Here is a 17,039-nt window from a genome sequence, read left to right on the forward strand (position 1 = left end):
CCCAACGCCCTTCTCAACCTACGTAGAGCGACATGACCGACTTTTCTCCCCGCGAAATCGTTAGTGAACTCGACCGCTTCATCGTCGGCCAGCATGATGCCAAACGCGCGGTGTCCATCGCACTGCGCAATCGCTGGCGACGCCTGCAGCTAACGGGGTCGCTCCGCGAGGAAGTACTGCCGAAGAATATTTTGATGATCGGCCCCACCGGCGTCGGCAAGACCGAGATTGCGCGTCGGCTTGCGAAGCTCGCAGGCGCGCCTTTCATCAAGGTCGAGGCCACCAAGTTCACTGAAGTCGGTTACGTCGGCCGCGACGTCGAGCAGATCATCAGGGACCTCGTCGAGGTCGCGATCTCGCTGACCCGCGAGCGCAAGCGCAAGGACGTCCAGGCGCGTGCGCAGCTCGCCGCCGAGGATCGTGTGGTCGACGCGTTGGTCGGCGCCACGGCGAGTACGGCGACGAAAGAGTCCTTCCGCAAGAAGCTCCGCACCGGCGAGCTCAACGATAAGGAAATCGAGATCGAGGTGCAGTCCTCCGGCGGCCCGTCGATGTTCGAAATTCCCGGGATGCCCGGCGCGCAGATGGGCGCGATCTCGATCGGCGATATCTTCGGCAAGATGGGCAAGGGCACCAAGACGCGCCGTCTACGTGTGGAAGATGCGCATGAGCCGTTGGTGAATGAGGAAGCCGACAAGCTGCTCGACAGCGATGCGCTGGTCCAGGAAGCGATCTCTGTCGTCGAGAACAATGGCATCGTGTTTCTCGACGAGATCGACAAGATCTGTGTGCGCGATGGCCGCAGCGGCGGTGAAGTGTCGCGCGAAGGCGTACAGCGCGACCTGCTGCCGCTGATTGAAGGCACCACCGTCTCGACCAAGCACGGCGCGGTGAAGACCGACCACATCCTGTTCATCGCATCCGGTGCATTCCATATTGCCAAGCCGAGCGATCTCTTGCCGGAATTGCAGGGCCGCCTGCCGATCCGCGTCGAGCTCAATGCGCTGACCCGCGATGACATGCGCCGCATTCTCACCGAACCCGAGGCTTCGCTGATCAAGCAGTATGTGGCGCTGCTGCAGACCGAAGGCGTGATGCTCGAATTTGCAGATGATGCCATCGATGCACTGGCCGATGTCGCCGTTGCCGTGAATTCAACCGTCGAGAATATCGGAGCACGACGTTTGCAGACGGTGATGGAGAGGGTGCTCGACGAGATTTCCTTCGCTGCGCCCGATCGCAACGGCGAGACCATCCGAATCGATGCCGCCTATGTGCAGAAGCATGTGGGGGATCTGGCGAAGAATTCGGATCTGAGCCGGTTTATTTTGTAGTTCGCCAACCTCGTCGTTCCCCGCCACTCCGATTGGAGTGGCTGAGGGCGCGCTCATGCGCGAACCCGGAACCTCGTGCGGCCCTATCACTGCGAGATTTCGGGTCTGCACTGCAGCCGGCTTCGCCGACTTGCGTGCATCCCGGAATGACGAGTTTGGGCCTACCGCGCCCGCCTGATCCGCACATACAGCGCACCGGCGCCGCCGTGCCCGATATGCGCTTCCTCGAATCCCACCACCAGCGACCGAAATTCCGGCAGGCCCAGCCAAAGCGGTACCTGGCGGCGCAGGACGCCGCGCTCGGATTCCGGGCCGGTCGTGCGGCCCTTGCCGGTGATGACCAGCACGAAAGTCATGCCGTCATGGCTGGCGCGATGCAGGAATGCCGACAGCGCGTGATGCGCGCGCGTCTGTGTCATCCCGTGCAGATCGATCCGCGCGTCGATGTCCTTGCGACCGCGCGAGAGCTGCGAACGTTCGCGGCGGCCGAGCGGCGCCAGAGGCGGCACGGGCGGCGGCGCAGGCTTTGCGGCTTTGAGGACTGCCGGCGGTGCCGAGGTTATCTTCTTGGGCGCCGCGACTTTCACAAGCGTTGGCGCGTCTTCCGCAGGCTCCGGCTTCACCACGCGCTTCTTGCGCAGCGGCTTGACCTGTTTGGCGACCAGTTCCCACAGCGCGCGCTCCTCTTCGCTCAGCACGCGGCGACGGCGCGGCGCCACGGGATCGACGAGTTGCGGTGGACGTGAACGCTTCATTGCCAGGGGAAACGGAAGAGGGATTGCGGCTGCTTCGCTGCGCGACGATACACGCGGTGCCTGACTTTGGCACGTTTCGGTTTAACTTCCCGCTTCACTTCAGGTTTTACTTCGGGTTTTTTCTGCGACTTCGCCTCGGCTGCGACTTGAGGCGCGACCGCAGGCCGAGCCTCCGGCAATGGCACTGTCGTAGCCACGGATGGAGACGACGTCGGGGCGGGCGCGACTGCAGCCACAGCCGGTTTTGCAACTGGCAATGGCCGCGTCGCTGTCACCGTTGGCGCTACGGGTTTTGACGCGACCGATGTATCAGACTTGGACGTATCGGGCTTTGCTGCAGCCTTGTTATCGGTCGCGGAATTTTCGACCTTCGATGCTTCCGCAGGCTTCGGCTCCGTCTGTGGAAACAGTTTTGCGATTCGCTCCGACGGCCGCGCATCGGGCAGCGGCATGTGATGGCCGCGCGCAGAGGGATCGAGACTCTTCGGCACCAGCATCACGAAGCGCGCAGGATGGCGCATCCGCCCGGCGACTCGGCCAGCTTCTGCGCCGGCGCCAAAATACAGATCCGCGCGGGCAGGGCCGATAATGGCCGAGCCAGTGTCCTGCGCCACCATCAGGCGACGGAACGGCGTCTTTGCCGTATCCGAGTCGACAGGCAGATCGCCTTCGATGAAGAACGGCGTGCCATAGACATGCAGCGACTTGTCGACGGCGATGGAGCGGCCCGGCGTCAGCGGTACACCCTGGGCGCCGACGGCTTCATCCTTGTCGGAGAGCTGCACCTCGCGGAAGAACACGTAAGAGCGGTTCTGCCGGCGCAGTTCGCTCGCCGCATCGGGATTCTCATCCATATATTGACGGATGCGCTGCATCGACATCTGTTCACGCGGGATGATGCCGCGATCGATGAGTACGCGGCCGACCGGCGTGTAGCGATAGCCATTATGTGCATCGTAATTGATCCGCACCGTGCCGCCGTCTTCGAGGCGGACGCGCGCCGAGCCCTGGATCTGCGTGAACAGCAGATCAATCTGACTCTTCAGCCAGACGATTTCGAGCCCACGCCCGGCGATGGCGCCGTCTTCGATCTCACCACGATCATAATAAGGCACGAGTTTGCGACGGCCGATCTTGCGGAACACATCGCCGCCATTCGGCATGCTTGCGGATGACTGGCGATAGCCGCGCACAAACAGATTCGACGGGCGGCGATAGACCGGCACGGTGTAAACGTCAGTCTTCGTGCGCGAACCGTCGATCACCGGCTCATAGTAGCCGGTGACAAAACCTTCGGGTTCGCCGAGCCGTGAGATACGCAGCGGCTGAAAATGGTCTTCAAAGAAGGCGCGGGCCTTGGCGCCATCGGAAATCTCGGCAGTTCTCGCAGCCCGGCAGGGATCGCGGAGCGTGGTGCCGAGCGCCTTGGAATCTGGTGGTGCCTTGCGTTGAGCTACAATCGGTTTGCAGCTGGTACGAAAAGCCTGGAAGGCGAGGAGGTGATCGTCTTCGCTCCAGCCGGCGATATTGGCCCAAGCGACAGGCTCGTACTGGCTGCCTGTGAATTCGAACGGCCATTCCCGCGGCGGATTGTGCCGCGGGACATAGACAAATTGTGCGGGTTCATTCTTGACGTGCTTAGCGTAACGCCGGACCCGTGCGTCTGCAGGGGCAGGAACCAACGCAGCAGCAATCACGCACAGCGCGGCAAGCCGGCCGAGCCTGGCAGCGTTATTGCACGCTGCCGGTGCCAACCAGCTTCCAATTCGGATCGCGCGAAGTGATGTCGCGGGCAAAGGTCCACACGTCGGTGATGTCGCTGACCTTGTCGGCATTGCCGTCGACTACAGCGCCGGTCTTGTCGCGCGTCACCGAGATCATCTGCGACACGAAACGCACGGTGAGCTGCGCCGCGCGATCACGCACTTCTGCGCCGACGAGTTCGGCCTTGTCGATCGAGACGAAACGCGTCTCGGTCTTCTGCTCGTTCTTCTCGCGGTCCTTGATGACGGCATCGAACGAGTCGAACACCTCAGACGACAGCAGGTCCTTCAACGACCGGCGATCGCCATTGGCAAAAGCCAGCACGATCATTTCGTAGGCGCCCTTGGCACCGGTGATGAAATGGCGGGGATCGAACGACGAATCCTGGTCGACGATGGCATCGAGACCGGCGGCGAGCGGCGTGCCCGGTTCGGCGATGCCCTTCCAGCGCTCGGCGGGAGAGACGTCGGCGGCCGGTGCCGGCGCAGCCTGATCGATGGGGCCGCCGGGCATCGGCACGACATTGCCTTCGGGCGGTAGAGCATCACGCGCGGCGCGGTCGAAGGGCGGACGCTCCTCGCCGGTGCGCTGTCCGAGCACGTTGCGCAGGCGGATGAAAATGAAGACCGCCAGTGCCAGGAAGATGATGGTGTAAATGTCCACGTCTTATTGCTTTCTGATCGGTGCCGGGCATGCCCGGCGGAAGACTATGCCGCCCATCGCGGTCTGAAATCGGCTCCCAGAGGGTCGGGAGATCGCGTCATGGGCGAACCTGCTTCATGTAGACATGAAACTAAGCCCAGCCAATGGCGCGCCATCGTGTCCGGCTGCGGCAAAGCGGCCTTCGCGCCGGCAGCCTCGACCGCAACCGTTTCGATAAATTCTAGCGCGTTTGTCCGTCAGAGGAAATCGGATCGAACGAGGAAAACCCGCACTTTCAGTCATTTAACGTGAATTCGGGGCGAATATGACCGGTTTTGCACCTGGATGCCCAAGCGGTGGGTCAAACCAGCGATTTTCTAGCGCTCAGGTTGCGGCGTGGCATCCTTGTCGAGTGCCGCAGGCCTATGATAGCCACTCGCCGCGATCACCTCATTCGACCGTTCGCGCGGACGTCCGCGACGAACCGGTTCCACCCGCCCGGCAGCGCTTCAGGAGAATTTTTCGATGGCAAACGGCAACGGCACCCCTCCGGAGCAGTCACCCCCCCAGCTCAATGTACTGGCGCAGTACACCAAAGACCTGTCGTTCGAAAACCCGAACGCTCCAGCCTCGCTGGCACCGCAGGCCCAGCAGCCGAACATCAATATCCAGATCAATGTCGGCGCCAACAATCTCTCCGAGAGCGAATATGAAGTGACGCTGTCGGTCGAGGGCAAGGCCGAGAACGCCGGCTCGGTGCTGTTCTCGTTCGAACTGGCCTATGCCGGCGTATTCCGCATCGTCAACGTGCCGCAGGAAAACCTGCACCCGCTTGTCATGATCGAATGCCCGCGCCTACTCTTCCCGTTCGCGCGCGAAATCATCGCCACCGCGGTGCGCGATGGTGGCTTCCCGCCGCTGATGCTCGATCCCGTGGATTTCGTCGGTCTGTACCGGCAGAACCTGGAACGTCAGGCTCAAGCCGACGCTGGTCCGGCAAACTAAGTTCGGGTGCTCCAAACAATAAGCTTACGTCATGGCCGGGCTTGTCCCGGCCATTGTCGTTTTACGACGGCGTTCCCAGAAATTCGTTCCAGATTGCCTTCTCGCCCATCGTTGCGACAAAGGCGCGGTGCTCGGCGCGATCGGCTTCGGTCACGCGCGGCGCAAGTGCGATCTCGCGCTGGCGGCGCGGTGCGTCATTGATGCTGCCGGTGCGCTGCGCAGGCGCTTCGTCCGCCAGGATCAGTTGCGACTGACGGGCGCCAATGAGGTCTATATAGACTTCCGCCAGCAATTCGGAGTCGAGCAGCGCGCCGTGCTTGGTGCGGCGGGAATTGTCGATCGCATAGCGGGCGCAGAGATCGTCGAGCTTGTTCGACACACCGGGATGCTTGCGGCGCGCCAGCAGCAGCGTGTCAACGAGACGCTCGCGCGGCACCGGCGGGCGCTTGATGCGATCGAGTTCGGCATTGATGAAGCCGAGGTCGAACATGCCGTTATGAATCACCAGCGGCGAATCGCCGATGAAAGCCATAAAGTCGTCGACCACTTCGTGAAACAGCGGCTTGGTCGACAGGAACTCGGCCGACAGCCCGTGCACGTTGAACGCTTCCTGAGGCATGTCGCGCTCGGGATTGACGTAGACATGGAAAGTCTGGCCGGTCGGCATCCGGTTGAAGATTTCGAGGCAACCGATTTCCACCAGCCGATCGCCCCGGAGGGGATCGAGGCCCGTGGTTTCGGTATCCATGACGATTTCACGCATCGAACTAAGCCGGTTGTCGAATCAGGGGACGGTCAGGGCCGCCGTTGTGGCATCTTAACAGCCTCGGCGAGAATTTCACGGATCCGCTCCCGCACGGGGTCCAATCCGTTCGATGTATCCACCACGAAGTCGGCGCGCTTGCGCTTTTCGGCATCAGGCAGCTGCCGCGCCAGAATGGCGTCGAGTTTCTCGGCCGTCATACCCTCGCGCGCCAGGATGCGCTCGCGCTGCTGCTCGGGATTGGTGGACACGACGACCACCGCATCGACCCGCTTTTCTCCGCCGGTTTCATAGAGCAGGGGCACATCGACCACTGCCACCGGCGCACCCGACTTCTCTGCATCGTCCAGGAATTTTCTGTGATAGGCGCCGAGCAGCGGATGCACGATCTGCTCGAGCTTCTTCATCGCGGCGGCATCGTGCACGACCAGCGGCGATAGCTTCGCGCGATCGACCTTGCCATTCACCGTGGTTCCGGGAAACGCCGCCTCGATCAGCGGTGCAGCTTCGCCCTCATAGATCATGTGCACGGTGGCGTCGGCGTCATAGACCGGCACCCCGGCTTCCATGAACAACTTCGCCGTGGTGGATTTCCCCATTCCGATCGAACCGGTCAGCCCCAATACGCGCATCAAGTCCTCATCAAAATCAGATCGCGATCATCTCTTCGCCGCGCAGGAAACTCAGCAGCGGCAGCAGCGGCAGACCGAGAATGGTAAAGTGATCGCCTTCAATCAGCTCGAACAGATGCACACCCAGACCTTCGAGCTGATAGGCGCCGACACTCGTCGTCACCTTGTCGCCCACAGCGTCCAGATAGGCATTGATCGCCACATCATCCAGCTTGCGCATGGTCATATGCGCCACGGAGACATTGGAGAACAACGTCGCACCATCGCAAACGACGGCAAGCGCTGAATGCAATTCGTGGGTCCGGCCGGCGAGGATCGCAAGTTGTTCGGCCGCCTGTTCGCGTCCGGCGGGTTTGCTGAACATCCGATCGCCCAGTGCCAGGGTTTGATCGGCGCCAAGAACATAGCGGCCGGGATGACGCAGCGAGATAAAGGCCGCCTTCCGCTCGGCGAGCAAGGCTGCGATCTCGCCCGGCGCCTTCAACCCGGATTTCTGCTGGATGCCGCGCTCGTCGATATCTGCAGGCATCGCATCAAACGTAATGCCAGCATTCGCCAGCAACTCACGACGCGCCAAACTCTGCGACGCCAGGATCAGCGGTTGCACGCCGCGCCAAATGGTCATTCGGACATCCTCTGACGCTGGCGATCGGCAAGCAGTTTCATAATGGCTGCCGCGGTTTCTTCGATGGAGCGACGTGTCACTTCCAACAAAGCCCAGCCGTATTTGGCGCTAAGCTTGCGCGCATAGGTGACTTCGTCCGTGACCGACTGGCGATCGATATAATCGTCATTGGCCGTATCGCTGCCAATGCTGAGAAGCCGGTTCTGGCGGATCTGAATCAAGCGCTCCGGCGTCGCGTGCAGGCTGACCACTAGCGGATTTTTCAACGTCTCAAGCTGATGGGGAATGGGGATGCCGGGGACGAGCGGCACATTGGCCGTGCGCACACCACGATTGGCAAGATAGATCGATGTTGGCGTCTTCGATGTGCGCGACACGCCGACCAGAACCACGTCCGCTTCTTCGAGGCCTTCCACATGCTGGCCGTCGTCATGCATCATCGAATAATTCAGCGCGTCGATGCGCTTGAAGTATTCGGCGTTCAACGTGTGTTGTGCGCCGACACGGCCGGTGGTCGACGCACCAAGATAGGCCTGAAACAGTTGCATCACCGGCCCGATGATCGACAGGCTCGGGCTGTTGATCTCCTGGCACTTGGCTTCCAGTCGGCCGACCAGATCTTTTTCCAGCAGCGTAAAGAGAACAATGCCCGGCGCTTCCTCGATCTCGGAAAGCACCCGATCAAGCTGCTTCTGACTCCGCACAAGCGGGTAGACATGCTCGACCGGCGTGACATTCGCGTATTGCGCCGCGACGGCGCGGGCCACCGTGATCAGTGTCTCACCGGTCGAATCGGAAACCAGATGGAGATGAAAATAGCTGCCGGTGGTGGGCACCATGATCGTGTATGTCCTGTGAATCTCTGTGGAGCTTTCCGGGATATCGACCACCGCCGCTGCGGGCCCGGGATAACTCGGTTTTTTCTTCACAGGCCTCATGAAAAGGAAAAACTCTGAGGCTACCTGGAATGATAATGGGGTTATCTAGGTTTGTCTTGGGATAATCCAGTGCACAGCGACGGTAAGCCTTTGCGCTGCATATCGAACTTGCATGCGAGCTGCTGTCGGAAAATCACGCGGCAATGTGCATAAGCGTGGGACAGTTCTCGAATTGTTTTGGGCGGCTGAAATCCACTGTCACTTAGACTCAAACCTAAGATTCTATAAATATTATTTAAGAGAAGGATGCCTTGCGGATAGTGCGGTGATCCGCTCTGTATCGGCGTGTCCTTGCAACATGGTTTTCCGGTGAAGTGTTCCGGTCTCGGCACGTGCGATGTGACGCAGTGATGCTGGAAAGAACTTTCGAATGTATGAATGGGCCAAGGCGCTGCATGTGATCGCCGTCATCTCGTGGATGGCGGGCATGCTCTATCTGCCGCGACTGTTCGTCTATCACTGCGATGCGGAGATCGGCTCGAAGCAATCCGAAACCTTCAAGGTGATGGAGCGTCGTTTGCTCAAGGCGATCATCAATCCGGCGATGATCGCCACCTGGATCCTCGGCCTGTATCTTGCCTGGGCCGGTCACTGGTTCAGCTCGGGCTGGTTTCACGCCAAACTGACGCTGGTGCTGCTGATGTCTGGCGTTCATGGCTTCCTGAGTGCCCGGGTGCGTGATTTTGCTCAGGACAAAAATACGAGGACGTCGAAATTCTATCGAATTATCAACGAGGTACCTACAGTTTTGATGATCCTGATCGTCATTTTGGTGATCGTGAAGCCTTTCTAGGCCAAATTTGTCATCACAACCGCCGTTTCGGCTCCTTGCGCGACACCCTGCTATTTTCTATATTCGCGTCATCCCACCCCACGCAGGCGGATGTGGTTTGTACCGGTTTCGCTTTTTGAACCGGCCACCGCATCAGGTTTGAAGCTCCTTCAGCACCTTCCTCGCTCAAGACTTCTTGGCCAGAGACCTGCGGACTTTCCTGATCTTTTCCAGCGTCCGCATCAGTCTTGGCTACCTCGCGCTCCCTCCCCGACTTTCCACAGGATCCCTCCCAATGCGGGAAATGAAACTCCAGGACCTCAAGGCCAAGACGCCAGCCGAGCTTGTCTCGTTTGCGGAAGAGCTCGGGGTCGAAAATGCCAGCACCATGCGCAAGCAGGAGCTGATGTTCGCGAGCTTGAAGCAGCTGGCGATCAAGGAAACCGACATCATCGGCGAAGGCGTCGTCGAGGTTCTCTCCGACGGTTTCGGCTTCTTGCGGTCACCCGATGCGAACTACCTGCCGGGTCCGGACGATATCTACGTCTCGCCCTCGCAGATTCGCCGTTTTGGCCTGCGCACTGGCGATACGGTCGAAGGCCATATTCGCAGCCCGAAGGAAGGCGAACGCTATTTCGCTCTGCTGAAGGTCAATACGCTCAATTTCGAAGATCCCGAGAAGTCGAAGCACAAGGTCAATTTCGACAATCTCACCCCGCTATTCCCGGATCAGCGCTTCCGCCTCGAGCTGGAAGATTCGACCCGCCGCGATCTCTCGGCGCGCGTTATCGACATCGTCGCGCCGATTGGCAAGGGCCAGCGCGCACTGATCGTAGCGCCGCCGCGCACGGGTAAGACCGTGCTGATGCAGAATATCGCGCATTCGATCACGGCCAATCATCCGGAATGCTATCTGATCGTTCTTCTGATCGACGAACGTCCGGAAGAAGTCACGGACATGCAGCGTTCGGTGAAGGGTGAAGTCGTCTCTTCGACCTTCGACGAGCCGGCTGTGCGTCACGTGCAGGTCGCCGAAATGGTGATCGAGAAGGCAAAGCGCCTGGTCGAGCACGGCCGCGATGTGGTCATCCTCCTGGATTCGATCACCCGCCTCGGCCGCGCCTACAACACCGTCGTCCCGTCGTCCGGCAAGGTGCTGACCGGCGGCGTTGACGCCAACGCGCTGCAGCGGCCGAAGCGCTTCTTCGGTGCCGCCCGTAATGTAGAAGAAGGCGGTTCGCTGACTATCATCGCCACCGCGCTGGTCGATACTGGCAGCCGCATGGACGAAGTCATCTTCGAAGAATTCAAGGGCACCGGTAACTCGGAACTCATTCTGGACCGCAAGGTCTCGGACAAGCGGACCTTCCCGGCGATCGATATCTCGCGCTCGGGCACCCGCAAGGAAGAGCTCATCACCGATCCGCAGCTTCTCAAGAAGATGTATGTGCTCCGCCGGATCCTCAATCCGATGGGTACGATGGACGCCATCGACTTCCTGCTCGACAAGCTCCGCAACACGAAGAACAACTCGGAATTCTTCGATTCAATGAATACGTAAGTTTCAGGGCTGTTCGAGCGAGCAGCTTCAGGATTTCAAAGAGCGCCGTAGCGAAAGCATCGGCGCTCTTTTTGTTTGGTGCGCCGTTACTTACTGTCGTTCTGGGTTCGGTTGCATCAAGCGCTTCGCTCGGCCCAGAATGACGGTGTGGGTGGGATTTCTGAGTCAGAATCCCCATTGCATCCCGCCACCCCCATCGGCAAATAGGCGATGCATCCGCGCGACCAGACGATCTACGCCTTGTCCTCCGGCCGCCCGCCGACGGCGATTGCGATTGTCCGCGTGTCAGGTCCCCAGGCAGGTGAGGCGCTGACGCGTCTGGCGAAGAGACTGCCGGCGCCGCGGTTGGCGACCCATGTTCTGTTGTCAGACGAGAAGCTCGGCCCGATCGACGATGCGGTGGTGCTGTGGTTTCCGGGACCGGCCAGCGCGACTGGGGAAGATGTCGCCGAATTTCATATCCACGGCGGGCGCGCGGTACTGGCCTCCTTGTTCGTGGCGCTGGGCGCTATCGACGGCTTGCGGCCGGCGGAGCCCGGCGAATTTACGCGCCGTGCGTTCGAGAACGGCAAGCTCGACCTGACCGAGGCGGAAGGCCTTGATGATCTGATCCATGCCGATACCGACCGGCAGCGGCGCCAGGCGCTGCGGCAGCTCAAGGGACTACTCGGCGACAAGGCGCGCAACTGGCGACAGCAGATCATCGAGGCGCTGGCTCTGGTCGAAGTAGGTATCGATTTTTCCGACGAGGGCGACGTGTCCGCCGAGTTGCTGGCGCCGGCTTTGGCGAAAGCATCGGCGCTGCATCGAGAGATCGAGGGAGTGCTGGCGGCGCAGGGTCGAAGCGAGCGGTTGCGCGACGGTCTGTTGGTGGCGATCGCGGGCCAGCCCAATGTCGGCAAATCGACGCTGATGAATCAGCTCGCCCGGCGCGACGTGGCAATTGTTTCACCGCATGCCGGCACCACCCGGGACGTCATCGAGGTGCAGCTGGACCTCGACGGTTATCCGGTAACTATCATCGACACCGCCGGCATTCGCGAGACGGCCGATCCGGTAGAGGAGGAGGGGGTGCGCCGGGCGCGGGCTCGGGCGGCCGAAGCGGATCTGGTGCTGTGGCTGGTCGACTCCAGCGCGGAGGCGTCCAATCCAGAACAATGGCTGACGGAATCTGAGACGCCGGTCTGGGTGGTCCGGAACAAGGTCGATCTGGTCCAGACTGCGTCGGCCGGGCCAGATCTGTTGATCGCCATCTCTGCAGAGCGCGGTGATGGCCTCGCACAACTGTTAGCCCTGCTTGTCGATTTTGCCGGTCGATACTTCGGGAGCGGTGAGGCTGGGCTGATTACCCGGGAGCGGCAGCGTCTTTTGCTGCGCAGCACGTCGGATTTGCTGCAGCATGCTGCAACATCGGCTGGGCAAGGCGAAGAATTCGTTGCCGAAGATATGCGTGCTGCAGCGCAGCAATTGGGGCGGTTGCTGGGACGTGTCGATGTGGAAGATGTCCTTGATAGCATCTTTCGAGACTTTTGTATAGGTAAGTAATATTTCTTTGTTCATTATTTAATGAAGTGAATATAAAATCAATATAACGTGGAACACTCGGCAAAAGCGTAGAAATTTCAGCTGTCATTACGAGCGGAGCGATGCAATCCAAAGGCTAGGTTTGCGGGCGGCTGGCTCGACGGGACTGCTTTGTTGTAAGATGCTCCGCGCCATCGCGCGCTAAACAAGAGTGTGTTTCACGTGAAACAGTCCGGCTCTCTGATCCTCTTAAAGGACGTCTGTTGTTTCACGTGAACACTGTCTGTGGATTTCTCTTCAATCCCAGCGGCACCCGCGCTAGAAGCTGCGGCCATGCAGGACAAGTTTGACGTCATCGTAATCGGGGGAGGCCATGCCGGCTGCGAGGCCGCGGCTGGTGCTGCGCGCATGGGCGCGCGGACGGCATTGGTCACGCATCAGTTTGCGACCGTTGGCGCGATGTCCTGCAACCCAGCCATCGGCGGTCTCGGTAAGGGCCATCTCGTTCGCGAGGTGGATGCGCTGGACGGGTTGATGGGACGCGTCGCTGATGCCAGCGGGATCCAGTTCCGCATGCTCAACCGCAGGAAGGGTCCGGCCGTTCGTGGCCCGCGTACCCAGGCGGACCGCAAGCTTTACGCTGCAGCGATGCAGGCGGCGATCGTGGCGACCGAGAATCTGAGTGTGGTTGAAGGCGAGGCCGACAACCTGCTGATGTCAAATGGCCGGGTCACCGGCATCCGTCTGGCCGATGGCCGCGAACTCTCCGCCGGATCGGTGGTCATCACCACTGGGACCTTTCTGCGCGGCCTGATCCATCTCGGCGAGAAGAACTGGCCCGCTGGCCGGATCGATGAAGCTCCCGCACTCGGCCTGTCCAAGGCGTTCGAGCGCGTCGGCTTTACCCTCGGACGGCTCAAGACCGGCACGCCACCGCGGCTCGATGGGACCACCATAGACTGGGCCGCCGTTGAGATGCAGTCCGCCGACGATCCGCCGGAGCCGTTTTCGGTGATGACCGATCGGATCACCAATCCGCAGATTCAGTGCGGCATCACGCGCACCACACCGGCGACCCATGAGGTGATCCGGGCCAATGTGCATCGCTCGCCGATGTATTCCGGCCAGATCAAGAGCTCGGGGCCGCGCTATTGCCCGTCCATCGAGGACAAGATCGTCCGTTTCGGCGATCGCGATGGCCACCAGATCTTCCTGGAGCCGGAAGGCCTCGATGACTCCACGGTCTATCCCAACGGTATCTCTACCTCACTGCCCGAGGACGTTCAGGCTGCGATCCTGTCCTCGATCCCCGGTCTCGAGCGGGTCCGAATGGTCCGCCCGGGCTATGCGATCGAATATGACCATGTCGATCCCCGCGAACTCGATCCGACCCTGCAAACCAAGCGCGTCCCCGGCCTGTTTCTGGCCGGGCAGATCAATGGCACCACCGGATACGAAGAAGCCGCCGCCCAGGGTCTCGTCGCCGGTCTGAATGCGGCCCTGGCCGCGAGCGGTAGTAGCCAGTTGATCGTGTTCGATCGAGCTGACGGCTATCTGGGCGTGATGATCGACGATCTGGTCACTCGCGGGATTACCGAGCCCTATCGGATGTTCACGTCACGGGCGGAATACCGGCTTACGCTGCGTGCCGACAACGCCGATCAGCGCCTGACCGATAAAGGTATCAGCCTGGGATGTGTCGGCAGCGCCCGTTCGGTCCGCCATGGCGCCAAGATGGAAGCCCTCACTGCCGGTAAGGCTCTGACCCAGGCGCTCTCGATCACTCCTAACGGGGCGGCTAAGCACGGTCTGGCGCTCAATCATGACGGTCAGCGCCGCTCCGCCTTCGATCTCCTGTCCTACCCCGAGACCGAATGGGCCACCGTGACCGGGATCTGGCCAGAATTGTCGGCCATTGACCCAGCGATCGGCACCCATATCGAGATCGACGCCAAATATGATGTCTATCTGAAGCGTCAGATCGCGGATGTGGAGGCTTTTCGCCGTGACGAGGGTCTCTCGCTGGTGGATGTCGACTATGATGTGGTCCCCGGACTGTCCAATGAGGCCCGGGCGAAGCTTAAAGCCGCGCTTCCGCACACAGTGGGGCAGGCCGGACGTCTGGATGGTATGACCCCGGCCGCCCTGGCCATTCTCGCGGCCTATCTCCGCCGCGAAGCACGCAAGCCGAAGGCTGCTTTGGCCTAGTTGGTTGTTTCACGTGAAACAGGAAGCCGAAATCAGCGCGGCTCTGTTGAAGGTGGCTTCGCTGGACGGCGGGGCCAGAAAGCAACAGCTGCGACGGCCACTGTAAAAAGAATCACAGCAACGATTGTCTGGACCACGTCAAAATTGAGTGCGTCACGCGAGACGAATAGCGCAGCGATGGGCGCTGCCAGCATCAGGAAAAGCCGTACGATCACACTCATGGTCATCTGCCTCCAACGATGATTCATTGGAGGCAGGACTCGTCCCGCTCGCATTGATCCTGGTCAACTCACTGTCCTGAATCCTCTAGACTGCAAAGCCTTGCGCCCTCAGGACTGCATTCAGCTGGTCATCAGAGGTGCTGAACAAGTTGTACAGGACAGTATAAGGATCACGTTCAAGCTTGAGAGCACGCGCAAAAGCAGGCTCTGTCTTCACTCCCTCGGCCCGTAACGCGCAGATGGCGGTGTGGAAGGTGGGTCCACCCAGGGTCAGCAGTCGCTTCTCGACCTCGAAGTGCCGCCAGCCAGTTTGATCCTGTACGGGAGTCGAGCTGACAAAGATCTCGAACGGCCATCCATACGCTTCGAATGTCGCGATCACCGGTCGGCCTTTGGCCGACCATTGATAAATGGCAAAGCTCTCGGACTCGCCGAAGTGCTCCAGACAAGTCCGACAGCCGTGGACAGGTCGGCGGCGCAACAGACGATATCGATGTCACTATCGGGCCGGGCGACGCCGAGCGGCAGCGTGCCGATCCTACGCGGGTCGAACGGCTCGAGGATGCCGAGCAGGCCGGTGCGTCGAAGGGCCTCCTGATAGGTCAGTCGCTCATTCATCGGCAATTCCGGCCCGGATTCGTCGCCTCGATCCGGCAATTTGATAGCGGCAGCAATGGACTCAGAGTATGGATGGGTCCCAACAGCTTTTCAGACAATCTAATGGCCCAACGATCCCAGCAAGCTGCTCCCGCACCCCGGCTCGATGCCGACAAGGCTGTGGCCCTGCGGTTGACACCTGTTTCACGTGAAACGGAAGACAGGCTCGATCGCTATGTTGACCTGTTGCTGCAGTGGCAGGCCAAGACAAATCTGATTTCGCCGGCCACGCTTCCAAATCTCTGGACGCGCCATATCTCGGATTCGCTGCAGCTTCTGAACCTCGCGCCGGATGCAAAGATCTGGCTCGACTTCGGCAGCGGCGGAGGCTTCCCCGGTGTCGTTCTGGCCTGTGCCATGGGTGACGTCGGAAGTGGGCATGTTCATCTCGTCGAGCGCAACGCCAAGAAGGCGGCGTTCCTGCGCGAAGCGCTACGGGTGACACAAGCCCCGGGTACAGTTCACCTCGCTGACATCGGGGATAATGTGGATAGATTTCCCGAGCATGTCGATTGCATCACCGCGCGTGCCGTTGCGTCGTTACATATCGTTATCGGTTTTGCCGAGCCCCTAATGAAGAAGCCAGGCACAAAAGCCTTATTTCTCAAGGGTCAAGATGTAGAATCGGAATTGACCGAAGCTACTAGATATTGGAATATAAGCCCGCGCCTGCATGCCAGCCTGACCGGCGGACAAGGCTGGATCGTCGAACTCGACCGGATCGAGCGATTGACCCCGTCCGCAAACCAAAATGGCCACGCCAATGACCGTAATTGATCAGGAATATCAAGAGCATACGTCAAATACGGTGCCTGGACACCCGCGCATCCTGGCGCTGGCTAACCAGAAGGGCGGCGTCGGCAAGACCACGACTGCGATTAATCTCGGCACCGCACTTGCCGCAATCGGCGAGCGCGTGCTGATCGTCGATCTCGATCCGCAAGGCAATGCGTCCACCGGTCTCGGCATTGATCGTCGCAATCGCAACTGCTCGACCTATGACGTCCTGATCGGCGAAGCGCCGCTGCGCGATGCCGTTGTGGTCACCGCCGTGCCGCGTCTGCATATCGCTGCCTCGACCATGGATCTCTCGGGCCTTGAGCTCGAACTTGGTTCGGCCCGCGACCGCGCCTTCCGGCTGCGCGATGCGATCGGCGAATTGAACAACAATGTCTCGCCGGGCTCCGACTACACTTATGTGCTGATCGATTGTCCGCCGTCGCTCAATCTTCTCACGGTCAATGCGATGGCTGCGTCGGATGCGATCCTCGTTCCCCTGCAGTGTGAGTTCTTCGCGCTCGAAGGTTTGTCACAGCTGCTGCAGACGGTGGAGCAGGTGCGCTCGACACTGAATCCGAACCTGTCGATCCATGGCATCGTGATGACCATGTTCGACGCACGCAACAACCTGTCGAACCAGGTCGTTGCCGACGTGCGCGAGTTCATGGGCAGCAAGGTTTACGAGACCATGATCCCGCGCAACGTCCGCATTTCGGAAGCACCGTCCTACGGTAAGCCAGTGCTCGTCTATGATCTGAAGTGTTCGGGCTCCGAAGCCTACTTGCGGCTCGCGACCGAAGTGATCCAGCGCGAGCGCGATCTGCGTACTGCTCACTGAAATCTTGCGTCGATAGTTTT

At 60.4% G+C, this 17,039-nt stretch carries 18 protein-coding genes; 8 read left to right on the top strand and 10 right to left on the bottom strand.

The window, feature by feature from the left end:
- Positions 1-32 precede the first annotated feature (32 nt).
- Entirely contained in the window at positions 33-1,334 is a 1,302-nt protein-coding gene (hslU, locus tag AB8A38_RS19440) for an ATP-dependent protease ATPase subunit HslU (RefSeq protein WP_439087108.1), read from the top strand.
- Between the two features lie 161 nt (positions 1,335-1,495).
- Here hslU and AB8A38_RS19445 read toward each other — a convergent pair whose 3' ends face one another.
- The 3 genes from AB8A38_RS19445 to AB8A38_RS19455 are packed head-to-tail and all read right to left on the bottom strand — an operon-like array spanning position 1,496 to position 4,516.
- Complete coding sequence (locus AB8A38_RS19445; protein ID WP_439087109.1) at positions 1,496-2,089, bottom strand: Smr/MutS family protein; 594 nt, start codon at positions 2,087-2,089, stop codon at positions 1,496-1,498.
- Entirely contained in the window at positions 2,086-3,843 is a 1,758-nt protein-coding gene (mltA, locus tag AB8A38_RS19450) for a murein transglycosylase A (protein WP_439087110.1), read from the bottom strand. Before mltA ends, AB8A38_RS19445 begins: the two co-directional genes overlap by 4 nt.
- A complete protein-coding gene (locus AB8A38_RS19455; RefSeq protein ID WP_439087111.1) occupies positions 3,821-4,516 on the bottom strand; it encodes a Tim44/TimA family putative adaptor protein in 696 nt (231 codons plus the stop codon). Before AB8A38_RS19455 ends, mltA begins: the two co-directional genes overlap by 23 nt.
- A gap of 504 nt (positions 4,517-5,020) precedes the next feature.
- On the opposite strand from AB8A38_RS19455, the gene secB reads away from it, so the two are divergent.
- Entirely contained in the window at positions 5,021-5,500 is a 480-nt protein-coding gene (gene secB, locus AB8A38_RS19460; protein ID WP_068730233.1) for a protein-export chaperone SecB, read from the top strand.
- A gap of 61 nt (positions 5,501-5,561) precedes the next feature.
- On the opposite strand, the gene dnaQ is transcribed toward secB, so the two are convergent.
- From dnaQ to AB8A38_RS19480, 4 genes are read right to left on the bottom strand one after another with little or no spacing between them, the layout of a single operon-like run.
- Entirely contained in the window at positions 5,562-6,263 is a 702-nt protein-coding gene (dnaQ, locus tag AB8A38_RS19465) for a DNA polymerase III subunit epsilon (protein WP_089263111.1), read from the bottom strand.
- Positions 6,264-6,295: 32 nt separating this feature from the next.
- On the bottom strand, positions 6,296-6,895 hold the full coding sequence (coaE, locus tag AB8A38_RS19470; RefSeq protein WP_439087112.1) for a dephospho-CoA kinase: 600 nt from the start codon (positions 6,893-6,895) through the stop codon (positions 6,296-6,298).
- Between the two features lie 16 nt (positions 6,896-6,911).
- Positions 6,912-7,520, bottom strand: a complete 609-nt coding sequence (locus AB8A38_RS19475) for a Maf family protein (protein ID WP_439087113.1) — start codon at positions 7,518-7,520, stop codon at positions 6,912-6,914.
- Positions 7,517-8,356 (bottom strand): pyruvate, water dikinase regulatory protein, encoded by an 840-nt coding sequence (locus AB8A38_RS19480; RefSeq protein ID WP_089263669.1) that lies wholly within the window; start codon positions 8,354-8,356, stop codon positions 7,517-7,519. Before AB8A38_RS19480 ends, AB8A38_RS19475 begins: the two co-directional genes overlap by 4 nt.
- A gap of 472 nt (positions 8,357-8,828) precedes the next feature.
- Here AB8A38_RS19480 and hemJ point away from each other — a divergent pair, with 472 nt between their 5' ends.
- The 4 genes from hemJ (at position 8,829) to mnmG (ending at position 14,523) form a co-directional block, all read left to right on the top strand.
- Positions 8,829-9,251: a protoporphyrinogen oxidase HemJ gene (gene hemJ / locus AB8A38_RS19485; protein ID WP_309941542.1), complete on the top strand. Its 423-nt coding sequence runs from the start codon at positions 8,829-8,831 to the stop codon at positions 9,249-9,251.
- A 274-nt stretch (positions 9,252-9,525) separates the two neighbouring features.
- Positions 9,526-10,791, top strand: coding sequence for a transcription termination factor Rho (gene rho, locus AB8A38_RS19490; protein ID WP_068730228.1), 1,266 nt, complete (start codon positions 9,526-9,528; stop codon positions 10,789-10,791).
- Positions 10,792-11,001: 210 nt separating this feature from the next.
- Positions 11,002-12,336, top strand: coding sequence for a tRNA uridine-5-carboxymethylaminomethyl(34) synthesis GTPase MnmE (gene mnmE, locus AB8A38_RS19495; RefSeq protein ID WP_439087114.1), 1,335 nt, complete (start codon positions 11,002-11,004; stop codon positions 12,334-12,336).
- A gap of 312 nt (positions 12,337-12,648) precedes the next feature.
- Positions 12,649-14,523, top strand: coding sequence for a tRNA uridine-5-carboxymethylaminomethyl(34) synthesis enzyme MnmG (mnmG, locus tag AB8A38_RS19500; RefSeq protein ID WP_439087115.1), 1,875 nt, complete (start codon positions 12,649-12,651; stop codon positions 14,521-14,523).
- Positions 14,524-14,555: 32 nt separating this feature from the next.
- On the opposite strand, the gene AB8A38_RS19505 is transcribed toward mnmG, so the two are convergent.
- The 3 genes from AB8A38_RS19505 to AB8A38_RS19515 form a co-directional block, all read right to left on the bottom strand.
- Positions 14,556-14,744 carry a hypothetical protein gene (locus tag AB8A38_RS19505; protein ID WP_439087116.1) on the bottom strand — a complete coding sequence of 63 codons (189 nt, stop codon included), beginning with the start codon at positions 14,742-14,744 and terminating at the stop codon, positions 14,556-14,558.
- Positions 14,745-14,829: 85 nt separating this feature from the next.
- Positions 14,830-15,225, bottom strand: coding sequence for a DUF4269 domain-containing protein (locus AB8A38_RS19510; RefSeq protein WP_439087117.1), 396 nt, complete (start codon positions 15,223-15,225; stop codon positions 14,830-14,832).
- On the bottom strand, positions 15,123-15,362 hold the full coding sequence (locus AB8A38_RS19515; RefSeq protein ID WP_439087118.1) for a DUF4269 domain-containing protein: 240 nt from the start codon (positions 15,360-15,362) through the stop codon (positions 15,123-15,125). Before AB8A38_RS19515 ends, AB8A38_RS19510 begins: the two co-directional genes overlap by 103 nt.
- A 102-nt stretch (positions 15,363-15,464) precedes the next feature.
- Between AB8A38_RS19515 and rsmG the strand changes: the two genes are divergently transcribed.
- On the top strand, positions 15,465-16,178 hold the full coding sequence (rsmG, locus tag AB8A38_RS19520; protein WP_439087119.1) for a 16S rRNA (guanine(527)-N(7))-methyltransferase RsmG: 714 nt from the start codon (positions 15,465-15,467) through the stop codon (positions 16,176-16,178).
- Positions 16,165-17,019 (top strand): ParA family protein, encoded by an 855-nt coding sequence (locus AB8A38_RS19525; RefSeq protein WP_371423398.1) that lies wholly within the window; start codon positions 16,165-16,167, stop codon positions 17,017-17,019. Before rsmG ends, AB8A38_RS19525 begins: the two co-directional genes overlap by 14 nt.
- Positions 17,020-17,039 lie beyond the last annotated feature (20 nt).

Origin of the sequence: Tardiphaga sp. 839_C3_N1_4, assembly GCF_051811045.1 — a bacterium.
Taxonomy (GTDB): domain Bacteria; phylum Pseudomonadota; class Alphaproteobacteria; order Rhizobiales; family Xanthobacteraceae; genus Tardiphaga.

Bases quoted from the DNA above. Each gene is read 5' to 3' on its own strand.
- mnmG (WP_439087115.1), top strand. From the start codon at position 12,649: ATGCAGGACAAGTTTGACGTCATCGTAATCGGGGGAGGCCATGCCGGC.
- AB8A38_RS19515 (WP_439087118.1), bottom strand. From the start codon at position 15,362: ATGAATGAGCGACTGACCTATCAGGAGGCCCTTCGACGCACCGGCCTG.
- coaE (WP_439087112.1), bottom strand. From the start codon at position 6,895: ATGCGCGTATTGGGGCTGACCGGTTCGATCGGAATGGGGAAATCCACC.
- rsmG (WP_439087119.1), top strand. From the start codon at position 15,465: ATGGCCCAACGATCCCAGCAAGCTGCTCCCGCACCCCGGCTCGATGCC.
- AB8A38_RS19445 (WP_439087109.1), bottom strand. From the start codon at position 2,089: ATGAAGCGTTCACGTCCACCGCAACTCGTCGATCCCGTGGCGCCGCGC.
- AB8A38_RS19475 (WP_439087113.1), bottom strand. From the start codon at position 7,520: ATGACCATTTGGCGCGGCGTGCAACCGCTGATCCTGGCGTCGCAGAGT.
- AB8A38_RS19505 (WP_439087116.1), bottom strand. From the start codon at position 14,744: ATGAGTGTGATCGTACGGCTTTTCCTGATGCTGGCAGCGCCCATCGCT.
- mnmE (WP_439087114.1), top strand. From the start codon at position 11,002: ATGCATCCGCGCGACCAGACGATCTACGCCTTGTCCTCCGGCCGCCCG.
- dnaQ (WP_089263111.1), bottom strand. From the start codon at position 6,263: ATGCGTGAAATCGTCATGGATACCGAAACCACGGGCCTCGATCCCCTC.
- hslU (WP_439087108.1), top strand. From the start codon at position 33: ATGACCGACTTTTCTCCCCGCGAAATCGTTAGTGAACTCGACCGCTTC.
- rho (WP_068730228.1), top strand. From the start codon at position 9,526: ATGCGGGAAATGAAACTCCAGGACCTCAAGGCCAAGACGCCAGCCGAG.
- hemJ (WP_309941542.1), top strand. From the start codon at position 8,829: ATGTATGAATGGGCCAAGGCGCTGCATGTGATCGCCGTCATCTCGTGG.
- secB (WP_068730233.1), top strand. From the start codon at position 5,021: ATGGCAAACGGCAACGGCACCCCTCCGGAGCAGTCACCCCCCCAGCTC.
- AB8A38_RS19525 (WP_371423398.1), top strand. From the start codon at position 16,165: ATGACCGTAATTGATCAGGAATATCAAGAGCATACGTCAAATACGGTG.